Origin of the sequence: Trichocoleus sp. DQ-A2, assembly GCF_039961915.1 — a bacterium.
Classification (GTDB): Bacteria; Cyanobacteriota; Cyanobacteriia; order Cyanobacteriales; family FACHB-T130; genus FACHB-T130.
Genome location: NZ_JAMPKD010000024.1, coordinates 1 through 25,289 on the forward strand (window position 1 = coordinate 1; position 25,289 = coordinate 25,289).

General features: G+C 47.5%; 22 protein-coding genes. 13 read left to right on the forward strand and 9 right to left on the reverse strand.

The window, feature by feature from the left end; all coding sequences use genetic code 11:
* The first annotated feature begins 375 nt into the window (after window positions 1–375).
* Genes NC997_RS21075 through NC997_RS21085 form a run of 3 tightly spaced genes read left to right on the forward strand, consistent with a single transcriptional unit; the run spans window position 376 to window position 1,464 of the window.
* Window positions 376–699 carry a transposase family protein gene (locus NC997_RS21075; protein WP_190524827.1) on the forward strand — a complete coding sequence of 108 codons (324 nt, stop codon included), beginning with the start codon at window positions 376–378 and terminating at the stop codon, window positions 697–699.
* Window positions 674–931: a hypothetical protein gene (locus tag NC997_RS21080; protein WP_190524830.1), complete on the forward strand. Its 258-nt coding sequence runs from the start codon at window positions 674–676 to the stop codon at window positions 929–931. Before NC997_RS21075 ends, NC997_RS21080 begins: the two co-directional genes overlap by 26 nt.
* Before the next feature lie 14 nt (window positions 932–945).
* Window positions 946–1,464 carry an ISAs1 family transposase gene (locus tag NC997_RS21085; protein ID WP_347276043.1) on the forward strand — a complete coding sequence of 173 codons (519 nt, stop codon included), beginning with the start codon at window positions 946–948 and terminating at the stop codon, window positions 1,462–1,464.
* 163 nt (window positions 1,465–1,627) lie between these two features.
* On the opposite strand, the gene NC997_RS21090 is transcribed toward NC997_RS21085, so the two are convergent.
* The 4 genes from NC997_RS21090 to NC997_RS21105 form a co-directional block, all read right to left on the reverse strand.
* On the reverse strand, window positions 1,628–3,256 hold the full coding sequence (locus NC997_RS21090; RefSeq protein ID WP_190524832.1) for a DUF4335 domain-containing protein: 1,629 nt from the start codon (window positions 3,254–3,256) through the stop codon (window positions 1,628–1,630).
* A gap of 41 nt (window positions 3,257–3,297) precedes the next feature.
* Window positions 3,298–3,888: a DUF3038 domain-containing protein gene (locus tag NC997_RS21095; protein WP_190524834.1), complete on the reverse strand. Its 591-nt coding sequence runs from the start codon at window positions 3,886–3,888 to the stop codon at window positions 3,298–3,300.
* A gap of 143 nt (window positions 3,889–4,031) precedes the next feature.
* Window positions 4,032–6,488 carry an endonuclease MutS2 gene (locus tag NC997_RS21100; protein WP_190524836.1) on the reverse strand — a complete coding sequence of 819 codons (2,457 nt, stop codon included), beginning with the start codon at window positions 6,486–6,488 and terminating at the stop codon, window positions 4,032–4,034.
* 102 nt (window positions 6,489–6,590) lie between these two features.
* Window positions 6,591–6,830 (reverse strand): hypothetical protein, encoded by a 240-nt coding sequence (locus NC997_RS21105; RefSeq protein WP_190524838.1) that lies wholly within the window; start codon window positions 6,828–6,830, stop codon window positions 6,591–6,593.
* Between the two features lie 609 nt (window positions 6,831–7,439).
* Here NC997_RS21105 and NC997_RS21110 point away from each other — a divergent pair.
* The 3 genes from NC997_RS21110 (at window position 7,440) to NC997_RS21120 (ending at window position 11,082) form a co-directional block, all read left to right on the forward strand.
* Window positions 7,440–8,144: an OB-fold-containig protein gene (locus NC997_RS21110; protein ID WP_190524840.1), complete on the forward strand. Its 705-nt coding sequence runs from the start codon at window positions 7,440–7,442 to the stop codon at window positions 8,142–8,144.
* A gap of 171 nt (window positions 8,145–8,315) precedes the next feature.
* Entirely contained in the window at window positions 8,316–10,439 is a 2,124-nt protein-coding gene (locus NC997_RS21115; RefSeq protein ID WP_190524842.1) for a flotillin domain-containing protein, read from the forward strand.
* Window positions 10,440–10,629: 190 nt separating this feature from the next.
* Window positions 10,630–11,082, forward strand: a complete 453-nt coding sequence (locus tag NC997_RS21120) for a hypothetical protein (RefSeq protein ID WP_190524844.1) — start codon at window positions 10,630–10,632, stop codon at window positions 11,080–11,082.
* A gap of 286 nt (window positions 11,083–11,368) precedes the next feature.
* On the opposite strand, the gene NC997_RS21125 is transcribed toward NC997_RS21120, so the two are convergent.
* Window positions 11,369–11,932 (reverse strand): Uma2 family endonuclease, encoded by a 564-nt coding sequence (locus tag NC997_RS21125; protein WP_190436016.1) that lies wholly within the window; start codon window positions 11,930–11,932, stop codon window positions 11,369–11,371.
* Between the two features lie 951 nt (window positions 11,933–12,883).
* Between NC997_RS21125 and NC997_RS21130 the strand changes: the two genes are divergently transcribed.
* The 5 genes from NC997_RS21130 (at window position 12,884) to NC997_RS21150 (ending at window position 17,026) form a co-directional block, all read left to right on the forward strand.
* On the forward strand, window positions 12,884–13,252 hold the full coding sequence (locus NC997_RS21130) for a hypothetical protein (RefSeq protein WP_190436019.1): 369 nt from the start codon (window positions 12,884–12,886) through the stop codon (window positions 13,250–13,252).
* 11 nt (window positions 13,253–13,263) lie between these two features.
* A complete protein-coding gene (locus NC997_RS21135; RefSeq protein ID WP_190436022.1) occupies window positions 13,264–13,551 on the forward strand; it encodes a hypothetical protein in 288 nt (95 codons plus the stop codon).
* A 227-nt stretch (window positions 13,552–13,778) separates the two neighbouring features.
* Complete coding sequence (locus NC997_RS21140; protein WP_190412217.1) at window positions 13,779–14,942, forward strand: GuaB3 family IMP dehydrogenase-related protein; 1,164 nt, start codon at window positions 13,779–13,781, stop codon at window positions 14,940–14,942.
* A 314-nt stretch (window positions 14,943–15,256) separates the two neighbouring features.
* A complete protein-coding gene (trxA, locus tag NC997_RS21145) occupies window positions 15,257–15,580 on the forward strand; it encodes a thioredoxin (RefSeq protein ID WP_190412216.1) in 324 nt (107 codons plus the stop codon).
* 375 nt (window positions 15,581–15,955) lie between these two features.
* The gene (locus NC997_RS21150; RefSeq protein WP_190412215.1) at window positions 15,956–17,026 is read left to right on the forward strand and encodes an LOG family protein; all 1,071 of its coding nucleotides are present in this window, start codon (window positions 15,956–15,958) and stop codon (window positions 17,024–17,026) included.
* 25 nt (window positions 17,027–17,051) lie between these two features.
* Here NC997_RS21150 and NC997_RS21155 read toward each other — a convergent pair whose 3' ends face one another.
* From NC997_RS21155 to NC997_RS21165, 3 genes are read right to left on the reverse strand one after another with little or no spacing between them, the layout of a single operon-like run.
* The gene (locus NC997_RS21155; protein WP_190524846.1) at window positions 17,052–19,040 is read right to left on the reverse strand and encodes a pentapeptide repeat-containing protein; all 1,989 of its coding nucleotides are present in this window, start codon (window positions 19,038–19,040) and stop codon (window positions 17,052–17,054) included.
* Between the two features lie 8 nt (window positions 19,041–19,048).
* The gene (locus NC997_RS21160) at window positions 19,049–19,183 is read right to left on the reverse strand and encodes a hypothetical protein (protein WP_277878929.1); all 135 of its coding nucleotides are present in this window, start codon (window positions 19,181–19,183) and stop codon (window positions 19,049–19,051) included.
* Complete coding sequence (locus tag NC997_RS21165; protein WP_242031247.1) at window positions 19,164–20,720, reverse strand: serine/threonine-protein kinase; 1,557 nt, start codon at window positions 20,718–20,720, stop codon at window positions 19,164–19,166. The genes NC997_RS21160 and NC997_RS21165 overlap by 20 nt, the downstream gene beginning before the upstream one ends.
* A 471-nt stretch (window positions 20,721–21,191) precedes the next feature.
* On the opposite strand from NC997_RS21165, the gene NC997_RS21170 reads away from it, so the two are divergent.
* Entirely contained in the window at window positions 21,192–22,148 is a 957-nt protein-coding gene (locus NC997_RS21170) for a glycosyltransferase (protein WP_190412290.1), read from the forward strand.
* A gap of 62 nt (window positions 22,149–22,210) precedes the next feature.
* On the forward strand, window positions 22,211–22,879 hold the full coding sequence (locus NC997_RS21175; RefSeq protein ID WP_190412213.1) for a hypothetical protein: 669 nt from the start codon (window positions 22,211–22,213) through the stop codon (window positions 22,877–22,879).
* 22 nt (window positions 22,880–22,901) lie between these two features.
* On the opposite strand, the gene NC997_RS21180 is transcribed toward NC997_RS21175, so the two are convergent.
* Window positions 22,902–25,289, reverse strand: a complete 2,388-nt coding sequence (locus tag NC997_RS21180; protein WP_190524848.1) for a response regulator — start codon at window positions 25,287–25,289, stop codon at window positions 22,902–22,904.

Genomic DNA, 25,289 nt, shown 5'->3' on the forward strand with positions numbered 1-25,289 from the left:
TGAAGTTCGTCTGACTACTGAGCAAGTATTGACAATAATCCAGTTTGCTAAAGGTCATGAGACGGTCGAGCGCTGCCAGCAATGGAGCTACTGTACTGGTTATTCTTTGGATTAGCTAGACCCTACCTATAGCGGACTTGCGTAAGTCCTGTATAATCCAGTTTGCTAAAGGTCATGAGACGGTCGAGCGCTGCCAGCAATGGAGCTACTGTACTGGTTATTCTTTGGATTAGCTAGACCCTACCTATAGCGGACTTGCGTAAGTCCTGGTATTGAACCCCTCCCCGTGAACAGGGAGGGCAGGGTGGTTTCATACAGCGGTAGAAAAATCAGAATACTTTTTAGAGGATGCCAGAAAACGGATAGCTAAAAAGTATGAATCTGATCGGACAATTGCAGCAAGTCCCAGACTACCGTCACCTTCGGGGAAGAAGACATGAATTATGGTTGGTATTGTTGCTGATATTATTGGGAGCAATGACCGGGTATTGGGGCTACCGACCACTGGAAGACTTTACCCGTGTTCACAGACACAGCTTGATAGAACTTTTAGACCTGGATAGGACGAGCAAGTTTCCCTCGTACTCAACGTTCCGACGAGTCCTCAAAACAGTAGATTTTCAGCCTTTAACAGACTTAATTCTTTACTTGGGCAGCCGCTTTTGTTCCACCGATGCCTGGAGAACGGCTGGCAATTGATGGGAAAAGCATTCGCTGCACGGTTACAGATTACACCGAGTCTTATCAAAACTTTATCAGTACAGTATCGGTTTACAGTCACCAACGGGGCATTGTTCTGAGAACGCAACCGATGTCAAATAAGCACATGAGTGAGGTGGCTATCGTACAGCAATTAATCTCTGAATTTTGTGGTCAACAGGTGATTTTCACTCTTGATGCTTTACACTGCCAAAAAAAACAGTATCGCTAATTATCAACAGTGGCATTGACTACCTGATTGGATTAAAAGACAATCAACCCACCCTATATAAAATGGCTCAACGCCAATCACAACGAGATATCCCACTCAGTAGTGCTACAACTGTAGAAGATATTCATTCTCGACAAGTGCAACGCGAGTGCAAGGTTTTCGCCGTTCCCCAACAACTACAGCAAACATGGACTGGAATTAAAACCTTTGTCGTTATTGAACGAGAGGGCAAACGTGATGGTCAGCCATTTCACGAGCGTCAGTTCTATATTTGTAGCCAGTCTTTATCTGCCCAACACTTGCTTGCCGACACCGTCGGACATTGGGGAATTGAAAACCGACTGCATTGGGTGAAAGACGTGACTTTCTCGGAAGATTTTCCACCCCGACGTGGTGGCAATGCTCCGGTTAACTGGGCGATTTTACACACCTTTTTCATCACGATGGCCAGATATCTCGGTTTCCGAACGATTCCACAGGCACAACGCACTCTAGCCAACCAACTCCACCGTGTTTTTTCTCTCCTTGTATGAAACCATCCTGCTACCCGTGAACAGGGAGGGGCAGGGGTGGGGTCAAACCCTACTGCCTCTCATCGAGAACTGCTAGATTAATTTGCTGGAAAACAAAAAAACCAGGTTTTAAAAAACCCGGTTTCTCAAGAATTTTATTCTATTTTCTCGCTCGACAACCCGCTTAAGGTTCCTGAAACGTTTCCACTTTGCCATCAGGGCTAAGAACTACCCGGATGTGGGCGTTACGCTCACCTTCGATGGGAGAAACAAACGGTTTCCCCGGTACTGGCATCCCGGTACGGTCAATATACTTGACTGACGCTTCTCCTAAGGGGCGAATGCGTTCGATGGAGCCATCCGGATTCAGCCGGAGATAGTATTGCAGCGGCTGTGTCAGATCGGCGGGCGGTTTCCATTGCTGTTGGAAATAGTCCCGCACTTGTGCGACTTGAGGAATCGTGTCAAATAGCCGGTCATTCTGGGCGCGATCGCTTCCAGATTCGCTGCCGCGTTTCGCTGCCGGTGGGGCAACGCTGCCGCGAGTCGCACCGGGACTCAGATCGCTGTTATTTGCAGCCGAGCTTTCCGCAGGAAGGCTGGCAAGCGACGGCAGATTGGGAAGCGGGGGAGGCGCGGCAGGAATGCCGGGGGCATTGGGGGATGCAGACTGGTTTGCACCCTCAGAACTTGAGGCGATGGAACCAGGAGCAGGAGCTGATTGCCCGATTCGGGGCGCACTCACCCCACCGCTACTGGGGATCGGCTCGAACGGGAGATTATTGCGAATCGCCGATTTTGGCTGTTCAGCCGGGGGTTTGGGGATGGGCGGGAAGTTACTGGGAGGAGGGGGCTGGAAAATGGCTCTTCCCTCTGGGGCAGAACGTTGTTGAATCGGGGGCAGATTGCTGAAAACGGGGTTGGAATTTCCAGGCGGATTCCGAGGAACAACGACGACTCCTGGGCTTCTAGCACTGAAAGGTGTCGGCGTGGTCACAGGAGCCGGAGATAACAAAATTGACGAAGGAGACCCCGTCGGAGTCGGCGATGGGGAAGACAAAGCAGGAGGCGTCGGCACTCCCGTTGTTGGCGGTGTTGTCGGAACCGGCAACACCTCGGTACCGGGCACTGGTGCCGGGGTACTGGGTAATGGTGTGGGTGCCGGTGCAGAGGAGATGATAGTGGGACTAGGCTGCATTAGCTTCAGCGTGGCTGCTGTTATCCCCACCCCCAACAGAAAGATGGCTGCCGTTCGAGTCCAGATGGGTGGATTTTTCAACCACTGGGTGCGTTTGAGGGGAGGCAATGCCACCAATTCAGCATTGTATTCATCCAAAGCCGTGGCTAAGTCGAACAGTTGCAGCGCACTCAGCGTTACCACAGGTCCCGTTTCTTCCGTCGCCAAATGCCCCAAAAATAGGTCGTGGGACAAAAGTCCCCTCGGTTGTATATAAGGGACAAAGGTTTGAGGAGTGGAGGATTCAGGCGGCGAAAGAATGGTTGCCGCTTGGGCGGGGGCAGCAGCAGCCATCATCGGCTCGCCTACGGGCATTTGATGCGCCACCGGCTGCGATCGCGGGGATTGCTGAAGGAAGTCCTGCACGTAAACGCTAACAGCTTCGCAAAGGCTTTCTAATTGAGCGCGATTTCCGCGGATCGTCACTCGTCGATCTTCTGGCTGTCGCGGATCGTCAAAGCTTAGCTCAAATCGTAGATGCTTCAGCACGGGTTGTCCTGCCCAGCGAGACAGGGGCGAATCTTTCGCCTGGATTTCCAACGTGCAGGTGGGGGGTGTAAAGCGTCGCAAAACCATTTTGCTAATTCAGAGGATTGCTAATTGCTAAGTGTGAATTGCTAGCGGGCGCGATCCAAAAGTGCTAACCAGAGACGCCGATGACCATTGGGGCTACTGTAGAACAGGAGATCGATCAGAAGTTTCAATGCCAAGTGGCTCAAAGCGTCGGACGATACATTTTCTTCTTCCTCCATGCGTTCCTGGTAAGTGTTGCTGAAGGCATCAAGATAATCTCCTAGTAAAGAAGCTTCGTGGGGTTCCCGGTTTTGCTCGGCTAGCTGTTCGAGCAAGGCAACGGCACGTCGGATTAGCTCTTGCTGCTGTCCGGCAAGGTGACAGATGATTAAAACAAGCGATCGCGCTTCCTCCACATCTAACTTTTTCCGCCCTCCCGAACTCTTCCGCATGGGGTTAGACTGGCGCAATCGCCACAAAGCCACCCGATCTGCCACCATTGACTCTAAATTCAATTGAGCTGCGGCTTGGAGTATCGCGTCGGAACCGATGCCTGCCAATGCTTCGAGCGCCAATAAAATTAAATCCAGTTGGGCTTTGATATTGTCCAACTGTACGGGATCTGGCGCGGAAGCAAGGGGTAAATCCTCCCAGCGGGGGGTTGGCGTCGTTGGTGTCTTCACGATGGAGGGCATATTTTTAGCTTAGGTGACGCAACTGGTAATAACTTCGCCGTTACGAGTCTTGAAACCAGACTATCGCGGTTTTAAGTAAGTTTCCTGTCGTCGCTCATGGCGAATGGCTGACTGTTTTTAAACAATTCGCCATTAGTAATTCGCTACTTAATATAGGCGATTGTGACCCCCGTGCCACCTTCTGGAGTGCCAGCTAATTCAAAACGCTCGATGAGAGGATGCTGTTTCAAGAATTCGTGGACACCATCTCGCAGCCGTCCGGTTCCCTTTCCGTGGATAATCCACAAACAGCCCGCATCCATCGCTTGCGCGATCGCTTTCTCTAATGCCATCTCGGCATCCGGCACTCGACTCCCCCGAATATCGACGGTATTTTTGGAGGTGCGAATTGTCGGTTGTGGTTTGGGAGGTGCGGGTGGCTCTTTTGGAGTCGCCGCCGGTTTGGCTTTGGCGATGGGATCGGGTTTTTGACCGTCCAAAGATTCGATATCTTCGAGGGAGACGGTCATTTTCATTAACCCAAATCGCACGCTCATCTGACCCTCTGCGTCGGGATTGCTCAGCACTTCGGCGGTTTGTCCTAGGCGGGGAATCCGGACGCGATCGCCTGTTTTTGGTTTAAATCCCGGCTTGGGTTTGGGGGGCGGCGAGGGCAAAAGATGACGTTCGGCAATTTCATTCAAGGCGTTGGTTGCACTTTGGGCATCTTGAGCGGTAGCTGGACCTTGCTGTAACCGCCGAATGACTTGGGCGATTTCTCCTTTGGCTTGAATCAGGGCTTCCTGCACAGCGCGTTCCTGGGACAGTTTGAGCTGCTGTTCCCGTTCCTGCAAAGCGGCGGCTTTTCTCGATACCTCCTGATAAAAACGCTCTGCTTGCTGCAACAACTGACTGGCTTCTTGGGCTTTAGTTTCTTGATTGCGCCGTTGGGCTTCCAGTCCAGCAATCACTTGGTTGATGTCTTCTGAAGCACCACCCACATAAGTTTGCGCTTGTTCGACAATTTCCCCCTTCAATCCCAAGCGTCGCGCAATCGTCAGGGCGTTAGAACGTCCTGGAATTCCCCACAACAGGCGATAAGTGGGGCTGAGGGTTCGATCGTCAAATTCTACCGAGGCATTTTCAAAGCGTTCGTCTTCATATTTGAGCGCTTTGAGTTCGCCGAAGTGAGTGGTGGCAATGCTGAGATTGGCATGGTCAGCGAGATATTGTAAAAGCGCGATCGCTAAAGCACTCCCTTCTGCCGGATCGGTTCCCGCTCCCACTTCATCTAGCAAAACAAGGGAATTTGGGGTCATTCCCTCGGTAATTCGGCTGATGCGACGAATATGCCCAGAAAAAGTCGATAAACTCTGCTCTAAAGATTGTTCGTCACCAATATCTGCCAGCACCAAATCAAACCAAGGCAATTCTACCGGCTCCCGCGCCGGAACAAATAACCCCACCTTTGCCATTAGTGCGGCTAATCCCAGGGTTTTTAGGGTAACAGTTTTGCCGCCGGTATTCGGCCCTGTTATCGTTACGACCCGAATTTCCGGCTGAATCAGTAAATCTACGGGTATGACTGCACCCCCGTTTTCGTGCCGCTGCTGCCAGACCAATAAAGGATGGCGCAACTGGCGCAGGGTGATCGAATTTTCGATTTTCGATTTTTGATTCTCGGCTGGGGATTCTTCAGACTCCTCTTCCCGGTTCCCCTGCCCCTCTGGCGCAGTGCGTTCGATAAATCTAGGAGGATTCGCTTCTAACCAATAGCTGTATCGTGCCCTAGCGGTTGCCAAATCCAAAGTGGTCGCCACTGCCAACAACTGCTCTAAATCTGGCTTCACAGCTGCCACTTGTACCGTCAACGCTTGGCGGATGGCTTCTTCTTCCACTTGTTCTTGACGCCGTACCTGCCGCAATTGATTTCCCAATTGCACGATCGCATTCGGTTCGATAAATAGCGTCGCGCCGCTACCGGAAGTGTCGTGGACGATGCCGGGAATGGCGTCTTTTTGAGGTGCTTTGACGGGGATCACGAAGCGATCGCCCCGTTGTTTGATCGTCTGTTCCTGCACTGCATTCGCTTGGCGCTGCAAAATCCCCTGTAATATCTGATGAATGCGAGCGCGCAGCTGTCGCAGTTGGATGCGAATTCCGCCAAGTTTGGCACTCGCCCTATCGGCTACGTCTCCCCGCTCATCGATACAGTGGTTAATTTCCTGCTCTAATTCTGGATAGGTGCGGATATCGGCAACCAGCGCTTTCAGCACTGGCACGTCTTCTTGATCGTCAATAATGCGCCGCAGACGCCTGACTCCAGCCAGAGTGGTCGCGATCGCTAGCAACTCTTCCCCCGCTAAAATTCCCTGAAGTTCCGCCCGTTCCAGAGAATCTCCGATATCCTGAATTCCTTCAAAACTCAACCCTGGAGAAATACGATTCTCCAACTGGTAAATTTCCTGAGTTTGGGCGATCAGTTGCAGGCTCTCTGGCTGAGTCGCTGGGATTTGCAGATGATTGGCAGCGATCGCGCCCAACTTCGTGGCAGCAAAGGTAGACAAATGCTGACACAGGCGGGGCCATTCGAGTAATTCTAAGGTCTCAGATTGAATCAAAGCTTAAAAGCTATATCTAAATATTCAAGTGCTTATCTATATTAATTTTAAGCTCTGATTAACTGACCGCACGAGAACAAACATCCGCCAGCGCCGCTTTCTTTAGGCAAAGGCACCTTCCATCTCATACTGGCTTTCGGTAAGTGTCTCCCACCCGGTTTCCTCCCAAGGTTCCAGAACTCCGGCTGACTCTAAGGGAGCGATCGCTTCCAAGTGCATCAGCTCCTCTGTGTCAAAATCATCAAATATTTCAGTGAGTGCTTGCAAGTCGCGCTGCCTCATCGGCATTTGCATCACTGTGAAATAGCAAGCCAGCGCTGACTTGTTGGTAGATGCAGACATTTGCGTTCCTGATGAAGATAATTGTTTCAACCTAAAACAGGCTTGGGCTACCTACCTCTATCCCTTTAGTGAAGTTTATTGCTCTTAAAATCTTCCTTTAGGGAGATGTTATTTATAAAATTACTTTGATTTAACCCCTAAATTCTTTTTATAGAGAATACAAATTAAAAAAAAGTTATCGTTTTTTTTGTTTTTCAGGAATTGCGGCTAGGCTGGTGATGTTTTATCTCAGATCGCCCAATGTACAACTTTAAGACAGCCGTTTGAGCGAGGCTTATCATCAATACGGTTCCCTTAAAGCAAACAATCCAAAACTTGCGTAGCGATTGTCTTAAAAGTCAAGAGGTGACAACTATTCTTAGCGAACCATATTGGGCTGGTTACAACTTACATTTGGTGAAACCTATAGTTTCAGCTTCAGGCGGACTGAGCTAAAAAGTGAGCCAAAAAGTGAGCTGAATCGCCAATACCGCTCTGAGACGATCGAAGTGCAGTCAGCTTAATTAATCGATGAAGCGCAAAGACGAACTTCTTCATTAAGGGCTTTCTTGCGTAAGTCTTGAAACGATGGAATTTCCAACTCAACTCAATTAAGGACACTAGGCATTCATGCTGTTTCATTCAGCCAACCTACCCTACTGGATGTTTCTAGGGATGGGAGTCCTTTTATTCCTATTGGTGATTGTTTCCGGTGGAGGAGACTCCGACGTAGATGCCGACATAGACGCTGACATAGATACCGACGTAGATGTTATCGACGTAGACACCGACACGGCTGGTAGCTTCAACTCCTTGGAAATTTTGGGATGGTTAGGCATTGGCAAAGCGCCGCTAATCCTATTATTAGGAACTGACTTTAGCCTATGGGGTGTCATCGGCTGGATGCTCAATGTTTGGGTTGGTAGCCTCACAGGTGGCATCCCCTACCGTTTTTTTGGGTTAGGGGGAGTGGTGTTATTAAGTTCAATGGCAATCAGCTTGTTTCTAGGGGGGTTGATTTCTCGACCTCTGGGAAAAATCTTTGCTGCCTTTGGGGAAGATGCCAGTAGCGATCGCTTAATTGGTTGTTTCGGTACGGTAAGTTCTGCCTTTATTCCCCATAAACACAGAGGCAAAATTGGTCAGGTAGATGTCATCGATTCAGCGCGCAATCTAGTCACCATCAGCGCCACTTTACCTGATTGGGCAACTGTTCTCCCGCGTCGCAATGAAAAAGTCTTAGTCATTGAACGTTTGGAACACCACTATTTAGTCGTCGCCAAAGATAGTCCCGATCAAGAACATTGGCTAGAAAATGCACACAAAATCAAGTAGGAAATCTCTAAAAAATAGGATTCACCGCGATTCAAGCAAAGTCTATCTACGCGCTTACGCTAACCCTGAATTTAGAATTTCAACTTGCCTAGGTAGATAGGTTTCATCTGTATAGCCGCAACTTTCAATTGCTAGAGAAACTAACAGCTAACAACCAATTTCTTCAAAATTATGCTATTTTGGCTTACCTTCATCCAATCATTACCAATTGCTACCACATCTGAACTCTCGGAGCAACAATGGCAAACCGAGGCGAGTTTACCCAAAAATGAGTCTACTTTAATCGCTCAAACCCTTCCTGCCCCGATACAACCAACGATTGCCCAACTGGGAAGCGGGATTGTCTTCCCAGGAATTATTGGGGCTTTAGTTTTATTACTGCTATTTAGCATTTGGGCGTATACGCGAGTTTATGTTGTTACACCCAACAACGAAGCTTTTGTGAGAACAGGCGGCGTTTTCATTAAAAGTAAATCCGTCATTCTCTATGGCGGTTGCGTTGTCTTACCTGGCTTTCATCAGCTTACCCGCGTCCCTTTGCGAGAAATTTCGATTGACGTTGAGCGCACCGGGAAGCTGGCTGTTCGTACCCAAGATTACCTCCGGGCAAATATGCGGGTAACATTCTATGTCTGCATTAATGCCGACGAACAAGATGTTTTAACAGCGGCGGCTAGGCTGTCTAGAGCAGGAAAAATTACGCCGGAAGATATTAAAGATGCCCTAGAAAAACGGGCGGACGATGCGATTCGGGCAGCAGCAAAAAATAAGAGTCTAGCCGAAATTGATTCAGACAAGATTGGGTTTGCTGATGCTGTTTTAAACCTGGTTCAGCAAGATTTGAAGAAAGTCGGTTTGACGCTGAACAATATTGCCATTTCAGAAATAGAAGAAAGCGATACCTACGATACGAATAACTTCTTCGATGCTCAAGGCGTGCGACTGCGGACTGAAACAATTCAACGCTCGATTCAACAAAAACGAGAAGTTGAATTAACGACTCAAGTTACCATTGAGCAGAAAGAACTGGATGCCCAAAAGCGATCGCTCCAAATCGAGCAAGAAAAAGAAAACGCCAAACAAGAGCAACAGTTACAAGTAGAAGCACTCAAAGCTCAAAAACAGCGGGAAATACAAGAATCGAAAGACAGAGAAGCTGCAACCGTGCAGCGTACCAAGATTTTGCAGCTTAAATCCGTTGAAGAAGAAGAAATTCGCAAGAAATTGGGGGTGCAACAAAGCCAAATTGAGGCAGATATTTCCCTAGAGGAACGCAATAAACAACTCAAGGTGGCGCAAGCACTGCAAAAACAAGAAGCGGAAGTTGCGGAAATAACCCGTCAACGCATCATTCAGGAGGAAGAAATTAACAAAAAACTGGCAGTACAACAAAGCCAAATTGAGGCGGATATTTCCCTAGAGGAACGCAATAAACAACTCAAAGTGGCGCAAACACTGCAAAAACAAGAAGCAGAAATGGCGGAAATTATTCGTCTACAGACAGTAGAATCCTCGAAATTGCAAGCGCAAGTGCAGGTAGCGGAGTCTGAAAAACTGTCAAGAATTGCCCAAGAAGAGGTAGCGATCGCAGTCGCCAACAAAAAACGCGAAAGCTTTGTCGCCGAAGCACAACAAGCGAGAGCAGAGGCATCTGTAACGACTGCAAGCGCGATTGAAAAAGCCGAACGGGATAAACAGCTTTCAATTATTGCCGCCGAACGAGAAGCCCAAGAGAAGAGTATTAGCGATCGCAACGTTGTCGAAATTGATGCGTTCCGACGCAGACGACAAGCAGAAATCGCCCAACAAGCAGCGGAACTAGAAGCCGAAGCAATTCGCACCCTAGCCGATGCCAACCGCGACAAAGCTTTAGCCGAAGCTGAAGGGATTCAAGCCCAAATTTCTGCCCAAAATACAATTAGCGACGCTAACCTCACTGCCAAGATTATCACCACAATTTGGCCCGATCTAGCCGATAAACTACCAGAAATTGTTAAGGCACTGGCACCTCAACCAGGAGTTATCGGCGATGCCCGAATTTACTCCTTCCCCGGCGCAAATGGCAGCAACGGCAACGGTGCCGGTGACATTAACAAAATGTTACTATCCACCAGCGGTTTAGCCTTAATTAACACCTTGCTTGAAGATGGCAAATTAGGCTCATTAATTGGTCAAGTTAGTAATTTGGTTCGCAGCAACAACGGCAGCATTCCGCCAGAAGCTCTCACTGCCATGATTTCCTCAGTAGAAAAGCCAAGCCAAAATAACAACCAAGACGGTATGCAAATTAGTTAACCCGTCTTTCCAACCCCTCTCCTGTAGAGACGCGATATATCGCGTCTCTTTTCCGTAATTGGGAAGGCGTTTAGGTCTTCTTGTCTGAGAAGTATTGGCATAGCCACCCTACTTTGGGGAGATGCCACTCACTCACGGCTGAGCCAAGTTTGAATGGAATTCTTACTCAGGCGAATCCAGCCACACGACAATGAGACGGTTAATCCTCCCCCTAATAGGGTTGCTGGCGCTTTTCGCCTCTAGCTGTAGTTCTGAGCGTGTGGCAGCCACCCCAGAACAAGTTATACGCCAAAACAACCTCTGTCCCTCTCCCACAACCCAAGCTCAGGAGTTTCGCGTGCTGGGTACCCGCCAATGGTCGCAGGGTGTAGTGGTACTCTATAGCGCCATCTGCCCCAGTAGCGATCGCAAGCAAGCGCCGCCACAGATATTTGGTTACAGCGTGCTTGTCAGTAAAGGAAGTGGCTGGGAACAGATTGGTAATGACAGCGCTGAATTCTTTACGGACCGCCCACAGTTACCGCCAGAGGAACTGGTGTGGTATGGAAGCAGCAACTACTCGAATAATAAAGGTGAGACTTACGCCCTCACTTACGGTAAGCTACTCTCGCCAAAAGTTGCTGCTGTCGAATATAACCTTTGATAACGGGAAGATTCTGCGCGACGAAGCCACTAACGGTGTTTTTGTCCTAATATCACCAGGAGCTAATCATTCTTGCCAAATGCGGGTACTGGGTAAAAATGACAAAATACTGCGGCGCATTAATGATGTGAATTTTGAACAAAATAATCGGTGCTAAGGGCTTTTTTGAGAATGCGATAGCGAAGCGCTGACTTGTCAGTTCGCATCTCTCCACAAAAGCGCGAACTGACAAGTCAGCGCTAGGCTAACGCCTCGCTTCGCGTGAGCGCGATCGCGTTCCATCACCTCAAGCCAATAATTCATCAACCGCCACGTTAAAACCTTGTAAAACCTTTTGAGTGCTAACCACTTCACCCGTGGTAAATAAAAATCTTTGCTCTTGAGTAATTACGACAATCCACTTACTTTCAGGTAATACTAGCCAGACTTCTTGACAACCGGATTGTAGATATTCATTTACCTTCGTAAATACTTCTTCAGCATCATCAGTAGGAGAGATTATTTCAGCAATTAGCGAGAAACTCTGGGGGAGTACGGTAAATTCGCCAAATTGTACGACAAGTTCTGGTATCAGGTAGGAGACATCAGGACAACGCCCTCGTCCTACAGTACGGCAAGATGTTTCTGTGTAAACTTCTCCGCCTTGTCCGTTGGAAATTATGTAACTTCTCCAGTAAAAAGAGAGTCTTGATTGAATCCGCCCAGTCTTTGCTGTTATGCCCTTTTTCTCTATTAATTGCCCATCCACCCATTCTGTATTATCAGGTGGACTTTGCATCCATTCCTCTAGAGAAATGTGGGTAGATTCGCTAACTTTTGCCTCGGTTGATTCAATGATTGAACTTATCATTTTAGTTCATCTTCCTTTATTTTTAAGTATAACTTGACTCTTCCCTACTAATGACTCTCCATAGAGGAGCGCTCGCGCTTTTGTGGAGAGATGCGAACTGACAAGTCAGCGCTTCGCTATCGCGTTCCATCACCTCAAGCCAATAATTCATCAACCGCCACGTTAAAACTTTGTAAAACCTTTTGAGTGCTAACCACTTCACCCGTAGTAAATAAAAATCTTTGCTATTGATTAATTCCGACAATCCCCTTACTTTTAGGCAATATTAGTCAGACTTTTTGACAGTCGTATTGTAGATATTGACTTATCTTCAGGAAAGTGAATATTTTTTTAGAATCATCAGTGGCTGAAATTATTTCAGCCATTAGTGAAAAATTTTGAGGTGATGCAGTCAACTGTTCCCCAAATCTTGCAACATTTTCGTTGATTTAACCTCTTCTAAAATTTCGCTTTTTTTAACACTTGTTGACCTAAAATCTACGGTTTTATGGTTGTTTTTTTCAACGTTTACTTATTTTCTAGAGTGTGAAGACTCTACCAATATTACTGGATACAGCAATTATTCTCTCTTTTTACAGTCTCCTAAAACATGAAGATTGTAACCAAAACCGACTTTATTTGCAGTGATCCCAAAGAAATTACAAAATTAATGAAGAAGTGATCTAATTTTACCCATGCCAAGGAAATGTGTGCAGATAATAAAATAAATTGCCCCACCAAACCGAGAGTGAGGCAAAGAGAAAATAACGAAAAAGTAAATTACCTATGACTACCTAACAAGAGCCTGCGATCAATTTCTTATTTGGAATGCTCAATAACGTGCTCGCACCCTCATCTTCCTAACCCGCATACCGTCCGGGTTTTCTTTCTATAGCCCCAATTTCAATGACCATGGCGCTCTCTTAGTCATCGCTACTAACTAAACTTATGCTGGAATCAAAGAATACCATCATGACTAATGACTCTTCCAATAGCCAAGAGCCTGATGAATCAGAACTTAGGCAGCTTCGATCCGCTTACGTAGGGGAAGTGCAGGCTCTATCATCGATAGTAGAAGAACTTCAGGCGGCTGGCAGAACTAACGAAGAAATAGCTATTGAGGTACATAGGCGACGGCGAGAAATAGGGGTAAAATATAAAAAGCTAACACCCCCTAAAGAACGAGAAGAAATTTACAGGCGAAACCTTCAACTGTATGGTGACGAGTTGGGTCCAACTATCGACTATTTCCGAACCGTACAAAATAAAACTTGGGAAAAAATCATCGAAAGTGCCACAAAAACAAATGCCGAATACAATAAAAAATTTGGTTTAGAATAAAATTTAATACTATGAAGGTTAGACAAGTTACACATTACATAAGGTCTGATGATGTAATTATAATAGTCGTCGATGAAGATGAAAACGTTTCCTGCCTTGCTAAAATAGAAGCAACTATTGTGGCAACTTTTTCCGCTATAAAAACTGACGAATTAGTTGGACTCGATCAAATCTATATTGACCTCAAGATTGAGGACAATTTACTGATAATAGCCTGGGATTCTATGGCAGGAATTTCTATTGAGTGTGAGAATCCTGAGCTAAGGGAAAGAATTTTCAAACATTTGCAAAAAATCTGATGCGATCACGCCCCGCTGCAACTGAACCTGAGCCAAGGATGCGCTCGCCCCTACTTCCTTTAATCCTTGCTCAAAGATGCGATCGCTCCCACAGCCCGCTCTCGTCGGATTTCGTTTGTCTAGCTGTGATCGCGCTCGCCCAACCTAACTTGACCCTCCGCCCAGAACAAATTCCTCATTGAATTTGATACTCTAACTTAAATAGTCTTGGGAACGGGAAGTTAAGAGTGGACATTCAAATTGGGCGGGGTAAGACAGCTCGCCGAGCTTATGGCATCGATGAAATCGCGCTAGTGCCTGGAAATCGGACACTAGACCCCAGTTTGGCAGATACCCGCTGGCGCATCGGCGGCATCGAGCGAGAAATACCGATTATTGCCAGTGCGATGGATGGGGTAGTAGATGTCCGCATGGCAGTTTTACTCTCTCAACTGGGGGCATTAGGCGTCCTCAACTTAGAAGGAATTCAAACTCGCTATGAAAACCCAGAGCCGATTTTAGATCGCATCGCCTCTGTGGGCAAAGAAGAGTTTGTCGCGCTGATGCAAGAACTCTATGCAGAACCCGTTAAGGAAGAATTAATCGAACGACGGATTCAAGAAATTAAGCAACAAGGCGGCATCGCAGCCGTCAGCGCCACACCAGCGGGAGCGACAAAGTACGGCGCAGCGGTGGCAAAAGCGGGTGCAGACTTGTTCTTTGTGCAAGCGACGGTGGTTTCCACCGCTCACCTCTCGCCTGAGTCAGTGACCCCCCTGGATTTGGCTCACTTCTGTCAAGAAATGCCCATCCCGGTCATTTTAGGGAACTGCGTCACCTACGACGTGACGCTGAACTTAATGAAGGCGGGTGCGGCTGGCGTGCTGGTGGGGATTGGTCCCGGTGCCGCTTGTACCTCTCGCGGCGTTTTGGGAGTAGGGATTCCCCAAGCAACCGCGGTTGCCGACTGTGCAGCCGCTCGCGATGACTATTTCCACGAAACCGGCAACTATGTCCCCGTGATTGCCGATGGCGGTTTAATCACTGGCGGCGATATCTGCAAGTCGCTTGCCTGCGGTGCTGACGGCGTGATGATTGGTTCTCCGTTTGCCAGAGCCAAAGAAGCACCCGGACGGGGGTATCATTGGGGGATGGCAACACCTAGCCCCGTTCTCCCTCGTGGTACACGCATTCGCGTCGGCACGACGGGAACGTGCGAACAAATCCTGCGCGGCCCCGCTGGTCTGGATGATGGCACCCATAACCTGCTGGGAGCCTTGAGAACCAGTATGGGCACGCTGGGAGCCAAAGATATCAAGGAGATGCAGCAAGTTGAAGTCGTTATCGCACCCTCTTTGCTGACCGAAGGGAAGGTCTACCAGAAAGCACAGCAGTTGGGAATGGGTAAATAAACTCACTGACTCATTTGCGTTCCTTAAGAAATTCCGGACTCCTGCTTAGAGGGCTGGAAAATCTAAAGCTGTCGCTTAGAATAGAGAAAGCGGAGACGAATGTTTCCGTTCACTCCTCACACCACACTCCGCCCGGACTACTGTTCGGGCGGTTCCTTTTTTGGGGTTAAAATCACCGCCAGCCAGCCAGCAGTCAAACCCACTGACTCGTCAATTATGTCTAAATGTATACCTTTTGAGTCAGAAAATGTCTGTTTTGCCTATGGTAGAATTTGCTAAAAATTAGAAACTGTTACGCTTAAGGATTTCTAGGCATGTCATCAGCCGCACAAGTTACAGACGCTTCGTTTAAACAAGAAGTACTTGACAGTGAAGTTCCCGTTCTAGTAGATTTCTGGGCACCCTGGTGCGGACCTTGCCGGATGGTTGCGCCTGTGGTGGATGAAATTGCCCAGCAGTACGACGGTCAAGTAAAAGTAGTCAAACTCAATACCGATGAAAACCCTAACGTTGCCAGCCAGTATGGGATTCGCAGCATTCCCACGCTCATGATTTTTAAAGGCGGTCAACGGGTGGATATGGTGGTGGGAGCGGTTCCCAAAACCACTTTGGCAAATACTTTGGAAAAGTATCTCTAACCAACTTTTTCCCAGCAAGAATGGATAAACCGTCAGCATAGTTACCTATTTTTGCGGGAAATCGCTGCTTATCAACCCAGACTCTCTAAGTTGAGTTGACAGTTCTGCTTGTCATTTGTCTTTTTTACTCGCCTTCTTGAACCATTCAGTAGGTTGTTTTAAATAACGAAAGATATGCACGATCTGAAAAAACCCGTTTTCTTGTAGAAAACGGGTTTTTTTGAGGAGTTCCGCCCCCTTAATGGAAGCTTCAACCTTTCTGTTAGACAGGCGCTGAAAGCCGGTTGGGGAGAAAATCGTATAGGATGATACCAGTAGCGGCGATGCTGGGGCGAATCCCGTTAGAATAGAGTGCCGCTGGTGCTTGCATAAATTATGACCATCACTCCTCCTTCTAATGCCCTTGAGTCACTGCAATCAGACGTAGCCGATCTAATTCACCAGCTACCGAACCTGAAACACGGAAAATGGATACAACGGGCGCTGTCAGTGCTGGTGCGACTGGCTGGGGAGGAAATCGACCGGCTGGACTGGAAAATCTTGAGCGCTTCTATGCAAGATATGGAGCGGGCATTTCAAGTTTTTTATCCTTATCGACACGTCCGCAAAGTAACGATTTTTGGTTCGGCTCGCCTTGCGTCTGATAGTCCCGAATACCTCATGGCGGTTGAGTTTGCTCGCCGTGTCACCCAGCTCGGTTATATGGTGATGACGGGTGCCGGTGGGGGGATTATGCAGGCGGGAAACGAAGGCGCGGGAGCTGAAAAATCGTTTGGTTTGAATATTCAGCTACCTTTTGAGCAGGGAGCAAACCCGTTTATTGAAGGCGACCCCAAGCTGATTCCTTTTAAGTATTTTTTCACCCGGAAGCTGTTTTTCCTGCGAGAAAGCGATGCGATCGCTCTCTTTCCCGGTGGCTTTGGCACGCAGGATGAAGCCTTGGAGTGTTTGACGCTTTGCCAGACGGGAAGATATGGTCCTGTGCCGATGGTCTTAATTGACCGTCCTGGCGGCGATTACTGGTCGTCCTGGGATGCTTATGTTCGCAAGCATTTAGTCGAACCCGGTTTAGTGAGTCATGACGATCCAAACCTGTATACCATTACAGATAACTTAGATGTCGCTTGTGAAGCGATCAATCGCTTTTACCGGGTTTATCACTCCAGCCGTTATGTTGAGGATAAATTTGTTCTGCGTCTTAAGTCGGAAATATCGGATGCAGCGGTTGAACAGCTGAATGCTGATTTCAGCGACATCTTGGTGAAGGGAAGAATTGAAAAAACTCAGGCATTACCCCAAGAAGCAGTCGATGAAACATTGGATTTGCCTCGTCTGGTTTTGTACTTCAACCAACGGGATTTGGGGCGCTTGTACCAGATGATTTCTACGATTAACCAGATGGTAACTCCGCCACCCTCTGTAGCAGCGCATCCAGAGCTTAAGTAATGGGTTCAGTCAACTTAAATGTTGATTACTTGTGAATGCTACCATCGGGCATTCTTGTGTTTGTCAGGTCAGTCTGGTGCAGCTTGGTCTGGTTCAAGTTGGCACGGCTCAAGTTAGTGTGTTTTAAGTTAGCGTAACTCAGGTCAGCATACTCCAGGTTCGCTTGGCTCAGGTTCGCCTGACTCAGATTCACTTGGTTGAGATTGGCACCCCTCAGATTGGCCTGCGTTAAAGTGGCATAACTCAAATTAGCGAACTTTAGGTTGGCGCGGCTGAGGTTGGTGTCACTCAGCTTAGCAAAACTCAAATCAGCCGACTCTAGGTTTACACCGATTAAATTGGCACCCAATAGCTGACTCAAGCTGAAGTTTGCATCTTTGAGATTGGCACCGCTGAGGTTGGCACCACTGAGGTTGACCTCCTTCAGATTCGCTGTGCTGAGGTTGGCATGACTAAGATTGGCATCACTGAGGTCGGCACCATATAAGCTTGCACCCACTAAAGCTGCATCATTGAGATTGGCACTACTTAAGTTAGCGTTCCTTAAGTTAGCACCCCCTAAGTCAGCACCGCTTAAGTTAGCATCTATGAGGCTGGCACTGCCTAGATTGGCAGTGTTGAGGCGCACCAGTTTCAGAGTTGCTCCTCTCAAATTGCCATGCCTCAGGTCAACTCCTGTTAAATCTGCACTGCTGAGTTCAGCACTGCTCAGGTTGGCATTGTATAGGGAGGCACATCCCAGATTGGCTTCACTTAAGTTAGCTTGGCTCAGGTTGGCATCTTTAAAATCGGCACAATCACTTCGGCTTGATTGACCCGAACTTGACTGCACTTCAACTAAACTGGCTCCTCTCAGGTCAGCACTGCTTAGGGATACACCCGCGAGGTTTGCCTGATTCAACGTCGCATTTCTGAGTTCAGCACCCTTCAGGTTCGCTTTTATCAACTTGGCTTCGCTTAAGTCGGCACCATTCAGACTTGCTCCAGCTAAGTTGGCACCGCTTAAATCGCATCCTCGACACTGTTTTGTTTTGAGCAACTGCCGAAGGTGCTGTTTTCTCAACTGCGTGATTTGATGTTCTTGGAATAGACGAGTCACGGTGTTGAGAGTGACAAAACTTAGGGTTAGCAATGCTACAGCTGCCAGCACCCCTTGTTTTGTAGGACGCAGGAGAATCTTGGGAATTGTGGTACGGCGGACTACATCAATCGGCTTGAGTGCTTCCAGAGCAGTGACCGCATTGGGATAGCGATTTTTACAGTTGGGTGCCGTCATTTTTTCCAACCAGCGGATAAACTGTGGATTCAGTTTTGGCACCATCTGCTTAAAATCGATCCGATAAGCTTCATCAACTAAATTGCCAATTTCCGTAGATTTGGTTTGGGTGAGCAAGCAAATCAGCGTCGCGCCGAGACTATATAAGTCAGATGCTTGGGTTAGCTGACGATTGAACACCTGTTCTGGCGGCATAAATCCCAACGTGCCTTTGACGGTACTGCTGGCGGCGACTTCCCCACCTCCGATGCGAGCCAAGCCAAAATCTACCAGGTAAACCTTCAATTGTTCATCCACTAAGATATTTTCCGGCTTAATATCTCGATGGATAATTGGGGGATTTTGCTGTTGTAAGTAGACTAAAACTTGTAATAGGGAAACAGCAATTTGCTGAATTTCCTCTGGGGTAAAGTGACGCGATGTAGAGACACAGGGAGCCGGTTTATATTCTTGAACCAGGCAAAAGCCAGTGGGAGTTTCAAAGGAATCGAGGTACTGGGGAATGCTGGAATGATTCAGACAGCGCAATAGTTGAATTTCTTGCTCGTAAGCATCATAATCCGACCAAGTAGCACCGGATTGGGCAAACTGGAACTGCTTAATCACAACGTGCTGCTGGGTTTTTGTACTCGTTGCCAGACTCGTTGCCAGGTAAGTGACTCGACCCCCAGCGCGATTTTGTCCTAGCTCTCGTTCTACTTGATAGCCTTGGCTAGAAAAGTCTGCTAAATTACCCATGAGCCTACCTATCGATAGATGTAGGTGGTGAGTCTTTTATAACAGATGGCTGCAAAAGTAACGGATGCGATCGCTCTGTTTTTGCTATCATCCAGATTGCTCGTTGGAACCACTTGCATTAAGCTATCGATGAACCGAGCCATCGGGCATGATGGTGTCTGTCAGCTTGGCTCCGGTTATCGTGACACCCTCTAAGTTGGCATCTTTGAGGTTCGCTCCCCTGAGGTCAGCACCCGTCAAGTCGGCACCTTCAAGGTCAGCCGCTTCCAGATTGGCATCCCTGAGTTTGACTCCTCTAAGGTCGGCACTCCCCAAGTAAGCATCCTGGAGGTCGGCACCTTCGAGGTTGGCACCCCTGAACTTAACAATGGTTAAATCGGCAACTGCCAAGTAAGCATTCCTGAGGTCGGCACCCGTCAAGTCGGCACCGATGAGGTTGGCACCCCTGAGATAGGCATCCCGAAGGTTGGCACCCGTTAGATAGGCGTTACTCAAATCGGCTCGACTCAGATGAACATAGCTTAAGTCGCATCTGTCACAGTGGTTAGTTTCCAACAACTGCCTGACGAGATCCGCTTTAACTAAACTGGGCCTGTCTTTGACCGTGGCAAACCCCAGGGATGTTAACACTAATCCAGCGGCAAGAATCTTAGTTTTTGTGGGACGGTCTAGAGTTCCGAATGCCTTGGCATAGCGGACAATATCACTTGGCTTGAGTACGCGGCGGCGAACATCAATCGACCTCAGAGCTTCTAGGGCATCCGCTGCACGCTCGAAGCGATTTTTGAGGCTGGGTGCCGTCATTTTTGAGAGCCAGTCTACAAATTGCCGACTCAGATGCGGCACCATCTGCTTAAAATCGATCCGATAAGCTTCATCAACTAAATTGCCAATTCCAGTAGATTTGGTTTGGGTGAGCAAGCAAATCAGCGTCGCGCCGAGACTATATAAGTCAGATGCTTGGGTTAGCTGACGATTGAACACCTGTTCTGGCGGCATAAATCCCAACGTGCCTTTGACGGTACTGCTGGCGGCGACTTCCCCACCTCCGATGCGAGCCAAGCCAAAATCTACCAGGTAAACCTTCAATTGTTCATCCACTAAGATATTTTCCGGCTTAATATCTCGATGAATAATCGGGGGATTTTGCTGTTGTAAGTAGACTAAAACTTCTAACAGGGCAACCGCAATTTGCTTGACTTCCTCTGGGGTAAAGTGACGCGATGTAGAGACACAGGGAGCCGGTTTATATTCTTGAACCAGGCAAAAGCCAGTGGGAGTTTCAAAGGAATCGAGGTACTGGGGAATGCTGGGTGAGTTCAGCTGCTGTAGCACCTTAATTTCTTGCTCATAAGCTTGATAGTCTGACCAGCGGGCACCCGAATGGGCAAACTGAAATTGCTTGATAACGACGCGCTGCTGTGTATTGGTACGGCTTGCCAGGTAAGTAACTCGACCCCCGCAAGGGTTGTGCCCTAGCTCTCTTTCGATTTGATAGCCTAAATCGGAAAAATCTGGGAATTCGCTCATGATGGTTAGGCGACGATAACCCCTACAAGTATCGCTACGCGGTAAGCGCAGCGTGCTGTAGGCTTTGGCACTTTTCCCACTATAGCTGCCTGTAAAAGCAGATGATGGGACATCGCTCCGACTCACTGGCGGCAGCGTCTCTAACAGCAATAGAAACTTCTTTCCTTAACTGAGTTCCCCAAAACCTGCCGAAGTTATCATCCTTAAAAGCACGGTGAGTTTATAGTTGATACTGTAAAATCGGGTTTTCGAGCGATCGCGTCTTTTGTGAAATTTGTTTGTATTTAATGATACAAACCGATGAATTGATAGCGGGTTGCCGATATCTTTACGAAAACTTTAAGAAGATTATCCGGGATATACATTTTCTTCACCTTATCTTGATGCTTTCTTCAAAAAAATTGCTTAAGATAAGTGTTTATACGGATAAATTTTGCAAGTCTATTCTCTATCTACGGGTAGATGTTAGTGTACTTACGTAAGTAAAATCGGCTAATTCATCCCCCTAAAGGCTGAAAAAGTAAACTAATGGATTGAAAAAGTACCTGACTTTTGTGGCTTAAGTAGAAAGCTGCGCTGATAACAAATAACTTTATAACGGCTCAGGAGCTGCTCTATATGCTGAAATTTAGCATCGTAATTACAACCTATAATCGTTTACCGCTGCTGCGGCGGGCGATTGAATCAGCGCTCGCGCAAACTTTGCCCTGCGAAGTGGTAGTAGCAGATGACTGTTCCACGGACGGTACCGAAGAATACGTCCGCAGCTTGGGCGATCGCGTAGTTTACTACCGCAACCCAGTCAATAGCGGTCACTCCGCTACCGTAAATGCTGGGGTTGCCGTGGCAACCGGAGACTGGATCAAACCGCTGGATGATGATGACTATCTGGCACCCAACTGTGTCTGGGAAATGGTAAAAGCGATCGCTCAACGTCCTCAAGCAGCGATTTGCTCGTGTCAAGCCGTTCAAGTTGATGTCAACGGTGAAGAAGTTACCCGCACCAAGCCGAGCGGTCCTGGCAAACTATTTTACGTGAAACAAGAGGATATCCACTACGGGATGTTGATGGAAGTGGTTCCTTTTGGGACACCCGTTCAAGTTGCTTTCAAAAAAGATGCCTTTATCAAGTCAGGCGGTTGGGATTCGGCTTTAGATGGTAACTGCGATGACATCGACTCTTGGGTTAAAATTGCCCAATATGGGGATGCCGCATTTGTTAATCAGTACCTTACCTTCCGGACATTATGGCCGGGTGGATGCAATCAGAAGTTTTCACTGCAAAAACGGTTAGAAACCAATATCTTAATCAAGGAAAGAATCTACCCGTTAGTGCATGAAAAATATCGCTCGTCTATTCCGAAACTTGAGGAAATTAAGGCGTTTCTCAAACTGCATTGGAGTTTGGTAGGACTCAAGCAAGGAAAAATCTTAATGGCACTCAAGATGGCATATCCAGCCATGTTTTCGCTTGCCGCTTGGATTTCTTTAGCGAGAGTTACTTATTCCAGAAAAATCAATACTCAGGCTCCTACCGTGCCTCAAGAAGTTGTAACCTACAGAACGGCTTCTATTTAAACTGTAGCCGGTACAATCAGTTATCAGCTATGTTAAATAGGTGATAACTGATTTGAATAAGAATGCAGCTTCACGTATTTAATAAAATCTTGCAAGAAAGTAAGAAGCAAATAGAAGCCGATCGCCTGATCCTCTTCTTGAATGGCGGAACTGTATTAGTATTTTTGGCGCTGTCAGTTTACGCAAAATTTCTGGGAAAAGGTCAAGGGATTGAATTTCTTTTTGCAGATCCCTTCTCAATCCGACGACCCTACTACGGCTTATTAACGAGTGTCTCTGAAGTGTTATGGTGCCTTTCAGGTACAGTTTGTTTGTTTAGCTTTAGCTTGCTAAACATAATTTCTCCCAATCGCAAAGCAAATCTATTTATCTTATGTTCTGCGATTGGGATTTTTGTTTTATTAGCCGACGATTTATTTCGGATTACCTTAATTTTGAGAGATGTAGCTAAGGTGCCCAAAGGGGTGATGTACTTAGTATACGGTACTGGCGCGATCGCTTATGGTTTATGCTTCTGGCGCAAACTTTTATCAACGCCTTATGTATTGCTGATAATTGCGGGTATCTTATTTGGCATTTCTGGCTTAGTGGACATCTTGCACATCAAAGGAAATGGTACTCCGGCAATGCTAGAAGATGGCACGAAGTTACTGGGAATCCTCAATATCGCATTTTACTTTTGGCACGTTTGTCGTCAGGAAGTCATGCAGAGGAAGTATGGCATCAGTTGAGCAGTTGCTGTTAAGTCTTGCATTAGATAATTATCTCATGTAAGGCTTTCAACAACTCTTCTGTAGTGTAGGGTTTTGACAAAACGGTTGTGACCCCAGCGCGAGCCAGCTCACTCACCCTATCGTTAGATAAGAGTCCGCTAACCGCAATAATTTTAACTTGCGGGTTAATTTTTTGTAGCGTGCGAATCGTTGTTGGCCCGTCCATAGACGGCATCATCATATCGAGGAGTACAACACTAATTTCCGTTTTATGCTGGGCATACAGTACGACTGCCTCAATCCCATCGCTCGCAGTTAAAACTTTATAGCCATAAGTTTCTAGAGATGCTTGAGTCACTTGAGAAATTGAAGCTTCGTCATCAACAACCAGAATACACTCGCCGTTTCCAGTTAACAGATTAGATGGTTTTTTTAGAGCTTGCGATGTTAATTCTCCCTCGATTGCTGGCAAGTAGATCTTAAATTCTGTGCCTTTTCCCACTTCGCTATATACATTCAAAAAACCACCGTGGCTTTTGATGATGCCAAGAACAGTTGAAAGACCCAGACCCGTACCTTTGCCAATTTCTTTAGTTGTGAAAAATGGCTCAAAGATTCTATCAAGCATCTCAGTAGGCATTCCCACTCCACTATCAGAGACACTAATCACAATATGGGAACCCACTTTTGCACCTGAGTTCATCCTGGCATAGTTTTCATCAATTACTGTATTGTCGGCGGAAATCTTCAACGTCCCGCCATCTGGCATGGCATCACGAGCATTGACGCAAAGATTGATCAGTACCTGATGTAGTTGAGTAGCATCGCCAGAAACAGGCCACAGCTCTCTTGTCTGGATATGCGTATGAATCTCGATTGATTTAGGGAAAGTTTCATTTGCGATCTTCGCAATCTCGTAAATTAGGTGCCCGACTTGGAGATTTGTCCGTTCGCCTTCCATGCCTCGCGCAAAAGAAAGCACCTGTTTAACTAAATCAGCTCCACGTTTGGCATTCGTTTCGAGGATGGAAAGCAGCTGTTGACTCTGGCGATCCTGGATCTTGATTTGCAGAAGTTGAACTGACATCAAAATAGGCGCTAGCACATTGTTTAAATCGTGGGCAATGCCGCTAGCCAGCGTTCCTAAGCTTTCCATACGCTGAGCGCGGAGAAACTGCCTTTCTAGTTGTTTTTTTTCGGTTATATTGGTGTTGACAATCAGAATTGCTTTTGGGTTTTCCGCCTCATCGCGCACGAGCGTCCAGCGACTTTCAACAATGATTTCTCGACCAGATTTGGTCATTTGATACAACTCCCCATACCACTCTCCTTCCTCGATGAGAGTTTTTTGGGCGGCTCGAAGTTTTAGTGAAATTTGCTTATGCAACAGCTCAGCAGTGTTATTGCCGAGGGCTTCTTCTTGCTTCCAGCCATAGAGACGTTCCGCACCTTGGTTCCAAAATAAGATTTGGTTGTCTAGATTTTGAACCAGAATTGCATCTGTGGCGATATCCAGTAGAGCCGCTTGTTCGCAAATTTTTTGTTCCGAGTGCTTGCGCTCGGTGATGTCCATGTTGATGCCGTTCACACGGATGGGTTTGCCGGTTTGGTCGTAATAAACTTGACCTTTGCTGGCTATCCAATGAACGCTACCATCCGACCAAATAATCCGGTATTCGATGTCATAGTCCGCCCCTTCTTCCACGGGGCGTACTAAAGCTTGAGTGACTAATTCTAGGTCTTGAGGATGGATTTTGGTGAGGAAGCTTTGATAGGTGCCGTCAAAGGAACCTGGGGGAAGACCAAAATTCGCTTCTGCGGTTGCGGAGAAAACAACTTTGCCGTTATGGATATTCCAGTCCCAGGTGCCCATGTGGGCAGCTTCTAGGGCTAACCTTAGTCGCTCCTCGCTCATTTGTGCCCGCTCAGTTTGCTGTCGCAATTCCTCTGTTGCTTGGCTAGCTTGGAGGACACGACGCACGCGCTGGCGCAGAACTGCCCAGTGAATCGGCTTGGTAATGTAATCGATGGCACCTGCCTCAAATGCTTGATCGACCGATTCTTGATCTTCAAGAGCCGTAATCATCAATACGGGTGTGTTCCGCGATCCTCTAGGGGGGCGACTTTTTTCAGCAGTTCCCGTCGCTGTAGGAGAATCGCCAAACTTCTCTCCACGAGAATCACCCTCTGGAAGGGTACGCAATAGATGACAGCAGGTAAAACCATCCATCACTGGCATCATGGCATCCAGCAGCACAATATCTGGGTGTAGGCGCGTGTAGGCGGCTAAACCTTCCTCTCCGTCGCTTGCTTCTGCTACCTCGTATCCGGCTTGTTCCATCGCTCGGCGAAGTTGAAGCCGCATGAATTTGTCGTCATCTACAACGAGGATGAGGGGAGTATGTTGATTAGCGTCGGTGGTGTTCAT

Excerpts from the sequence above, each read along its gene's own strand:
- NC997_RS21075 (WP_190524827.1), top strand. The coding sequence starts at position 376 with ATGAATCTGATCGGACAATTGCAGCAAGTCCCAGACTACCGTCACCTT.
- NC997_RS21080 (WP_190524830.1), top strand. The coding sequence starts at position 674 with ATGCCTGGAGAACGGCTGGCAATTGATGGGAAAAGCATTCGCTGCACG.
- NC997_RS21090 (WP_190524832.1), bottom strand. The coding sequence starts at position 3,256 with ATGGTTTTGCGACGCTTTACACCCCCCACCTGCACGTTGGAAATCCAG.
- NC997_RS21095 (WP_190524834.1), bottom strand. The coding sequence starts at position 3,888 with ATGCCCTCCATCGTGAAGACACCAACGACGCCAACCCCCCGCTGGGAG.
- NC997_RS21105 (WP_190524838.1), bottom strand. The coding sequence starts at position 6,830 with ATGTCTGCATCTACCAACAAGTCAGCGCTGGCTTGCTATTTCACAGTG.
- NC997_RS21110 (WP_190524840.1), top strand. The coding sequence starts at position 7,440 with ATGCTGTTTCATTCAGCCAACCTACCCTACTGGATGTTTCTAGGGATG.
- NC997_RS21115 (WP_190524842.1), top strand. The coding sequence starts at position 8,316 with ATGCTATTTTGGCTTACCTTCATCCAATCATTACCAATTGCTACCACA.
- NC997_RS21120 (WP_190524844.1), top strand. The coding sequence starts at position 10,630 with ATGAGACGGTTAATCCTCCCCCTAATAGGGTTGCTGGCGCTTTTCGCC.
- NC997_RS21125 (WP_190436016.1), bottom strand. The coding sequence starts at position 11,932 with ATGATAAGTTCAATCATTGAATCAACCGAGGCAAAAGTTAGCGAATCT.
- NC997_RS21130 (WP_190436019.1), top strand. The coding sequence starts at position 12,884 with ATGACTAATGACTCTTCCAATAGCCAAGAGCCTGATGAATCAGAACTT.
- NC997_RS21135 (WP_190436022.1), top strand. The coding sequence starts at position 13,264 with ATGAAGGTTAGACAAGTTACACATTACATAAGGTCTGATGATGTAATT.
- trxA (WP_190412216.1), top strand. The coding sequence starts at position 15,257 with ATGTCATCAGCCGCACAAGTTACAGACGCTTCGTTTAAACAAGAAGTA.
- NC997_RS21150 (WP_190412215.1), top strand. The coding sequence starts at position 15,956 with ATGACCATCACTCCTCCTTCTAATGCCCTTGAGTCACTGCAATCAGAC.
- NC997_RS21155 (WP_190524846.1), bottom strand. The coding sequence starts at position 19,040 with ATGGGTAATTTAGCAGACTTTTCTAGCCAAGGCTATCAAGTAGAACGA.
- NC997_RS21160 (WP_277878929.1), bottom strand. The coding sequence starts at position 19,183 with ATGGCTCGGTTCATCGATAGCTTAATGCAAGTGGTTCCAACGAGCAAT.
- NC997_RS21175 (WP_190412213.1), top strand. The coding sequence starts at position 22,211 with ATGCAGCTTCACGTATTTAATAAAATCTTGCAAGAAAGTAAGAAGCAA.
- NC997_RS21180 (WP_190524848.1), bottom strand. The coding sequence starts at position 25,289 with ATGAACACCACCGACGCTAATCAACATACTCCCCTCATCCTCGTTGTA.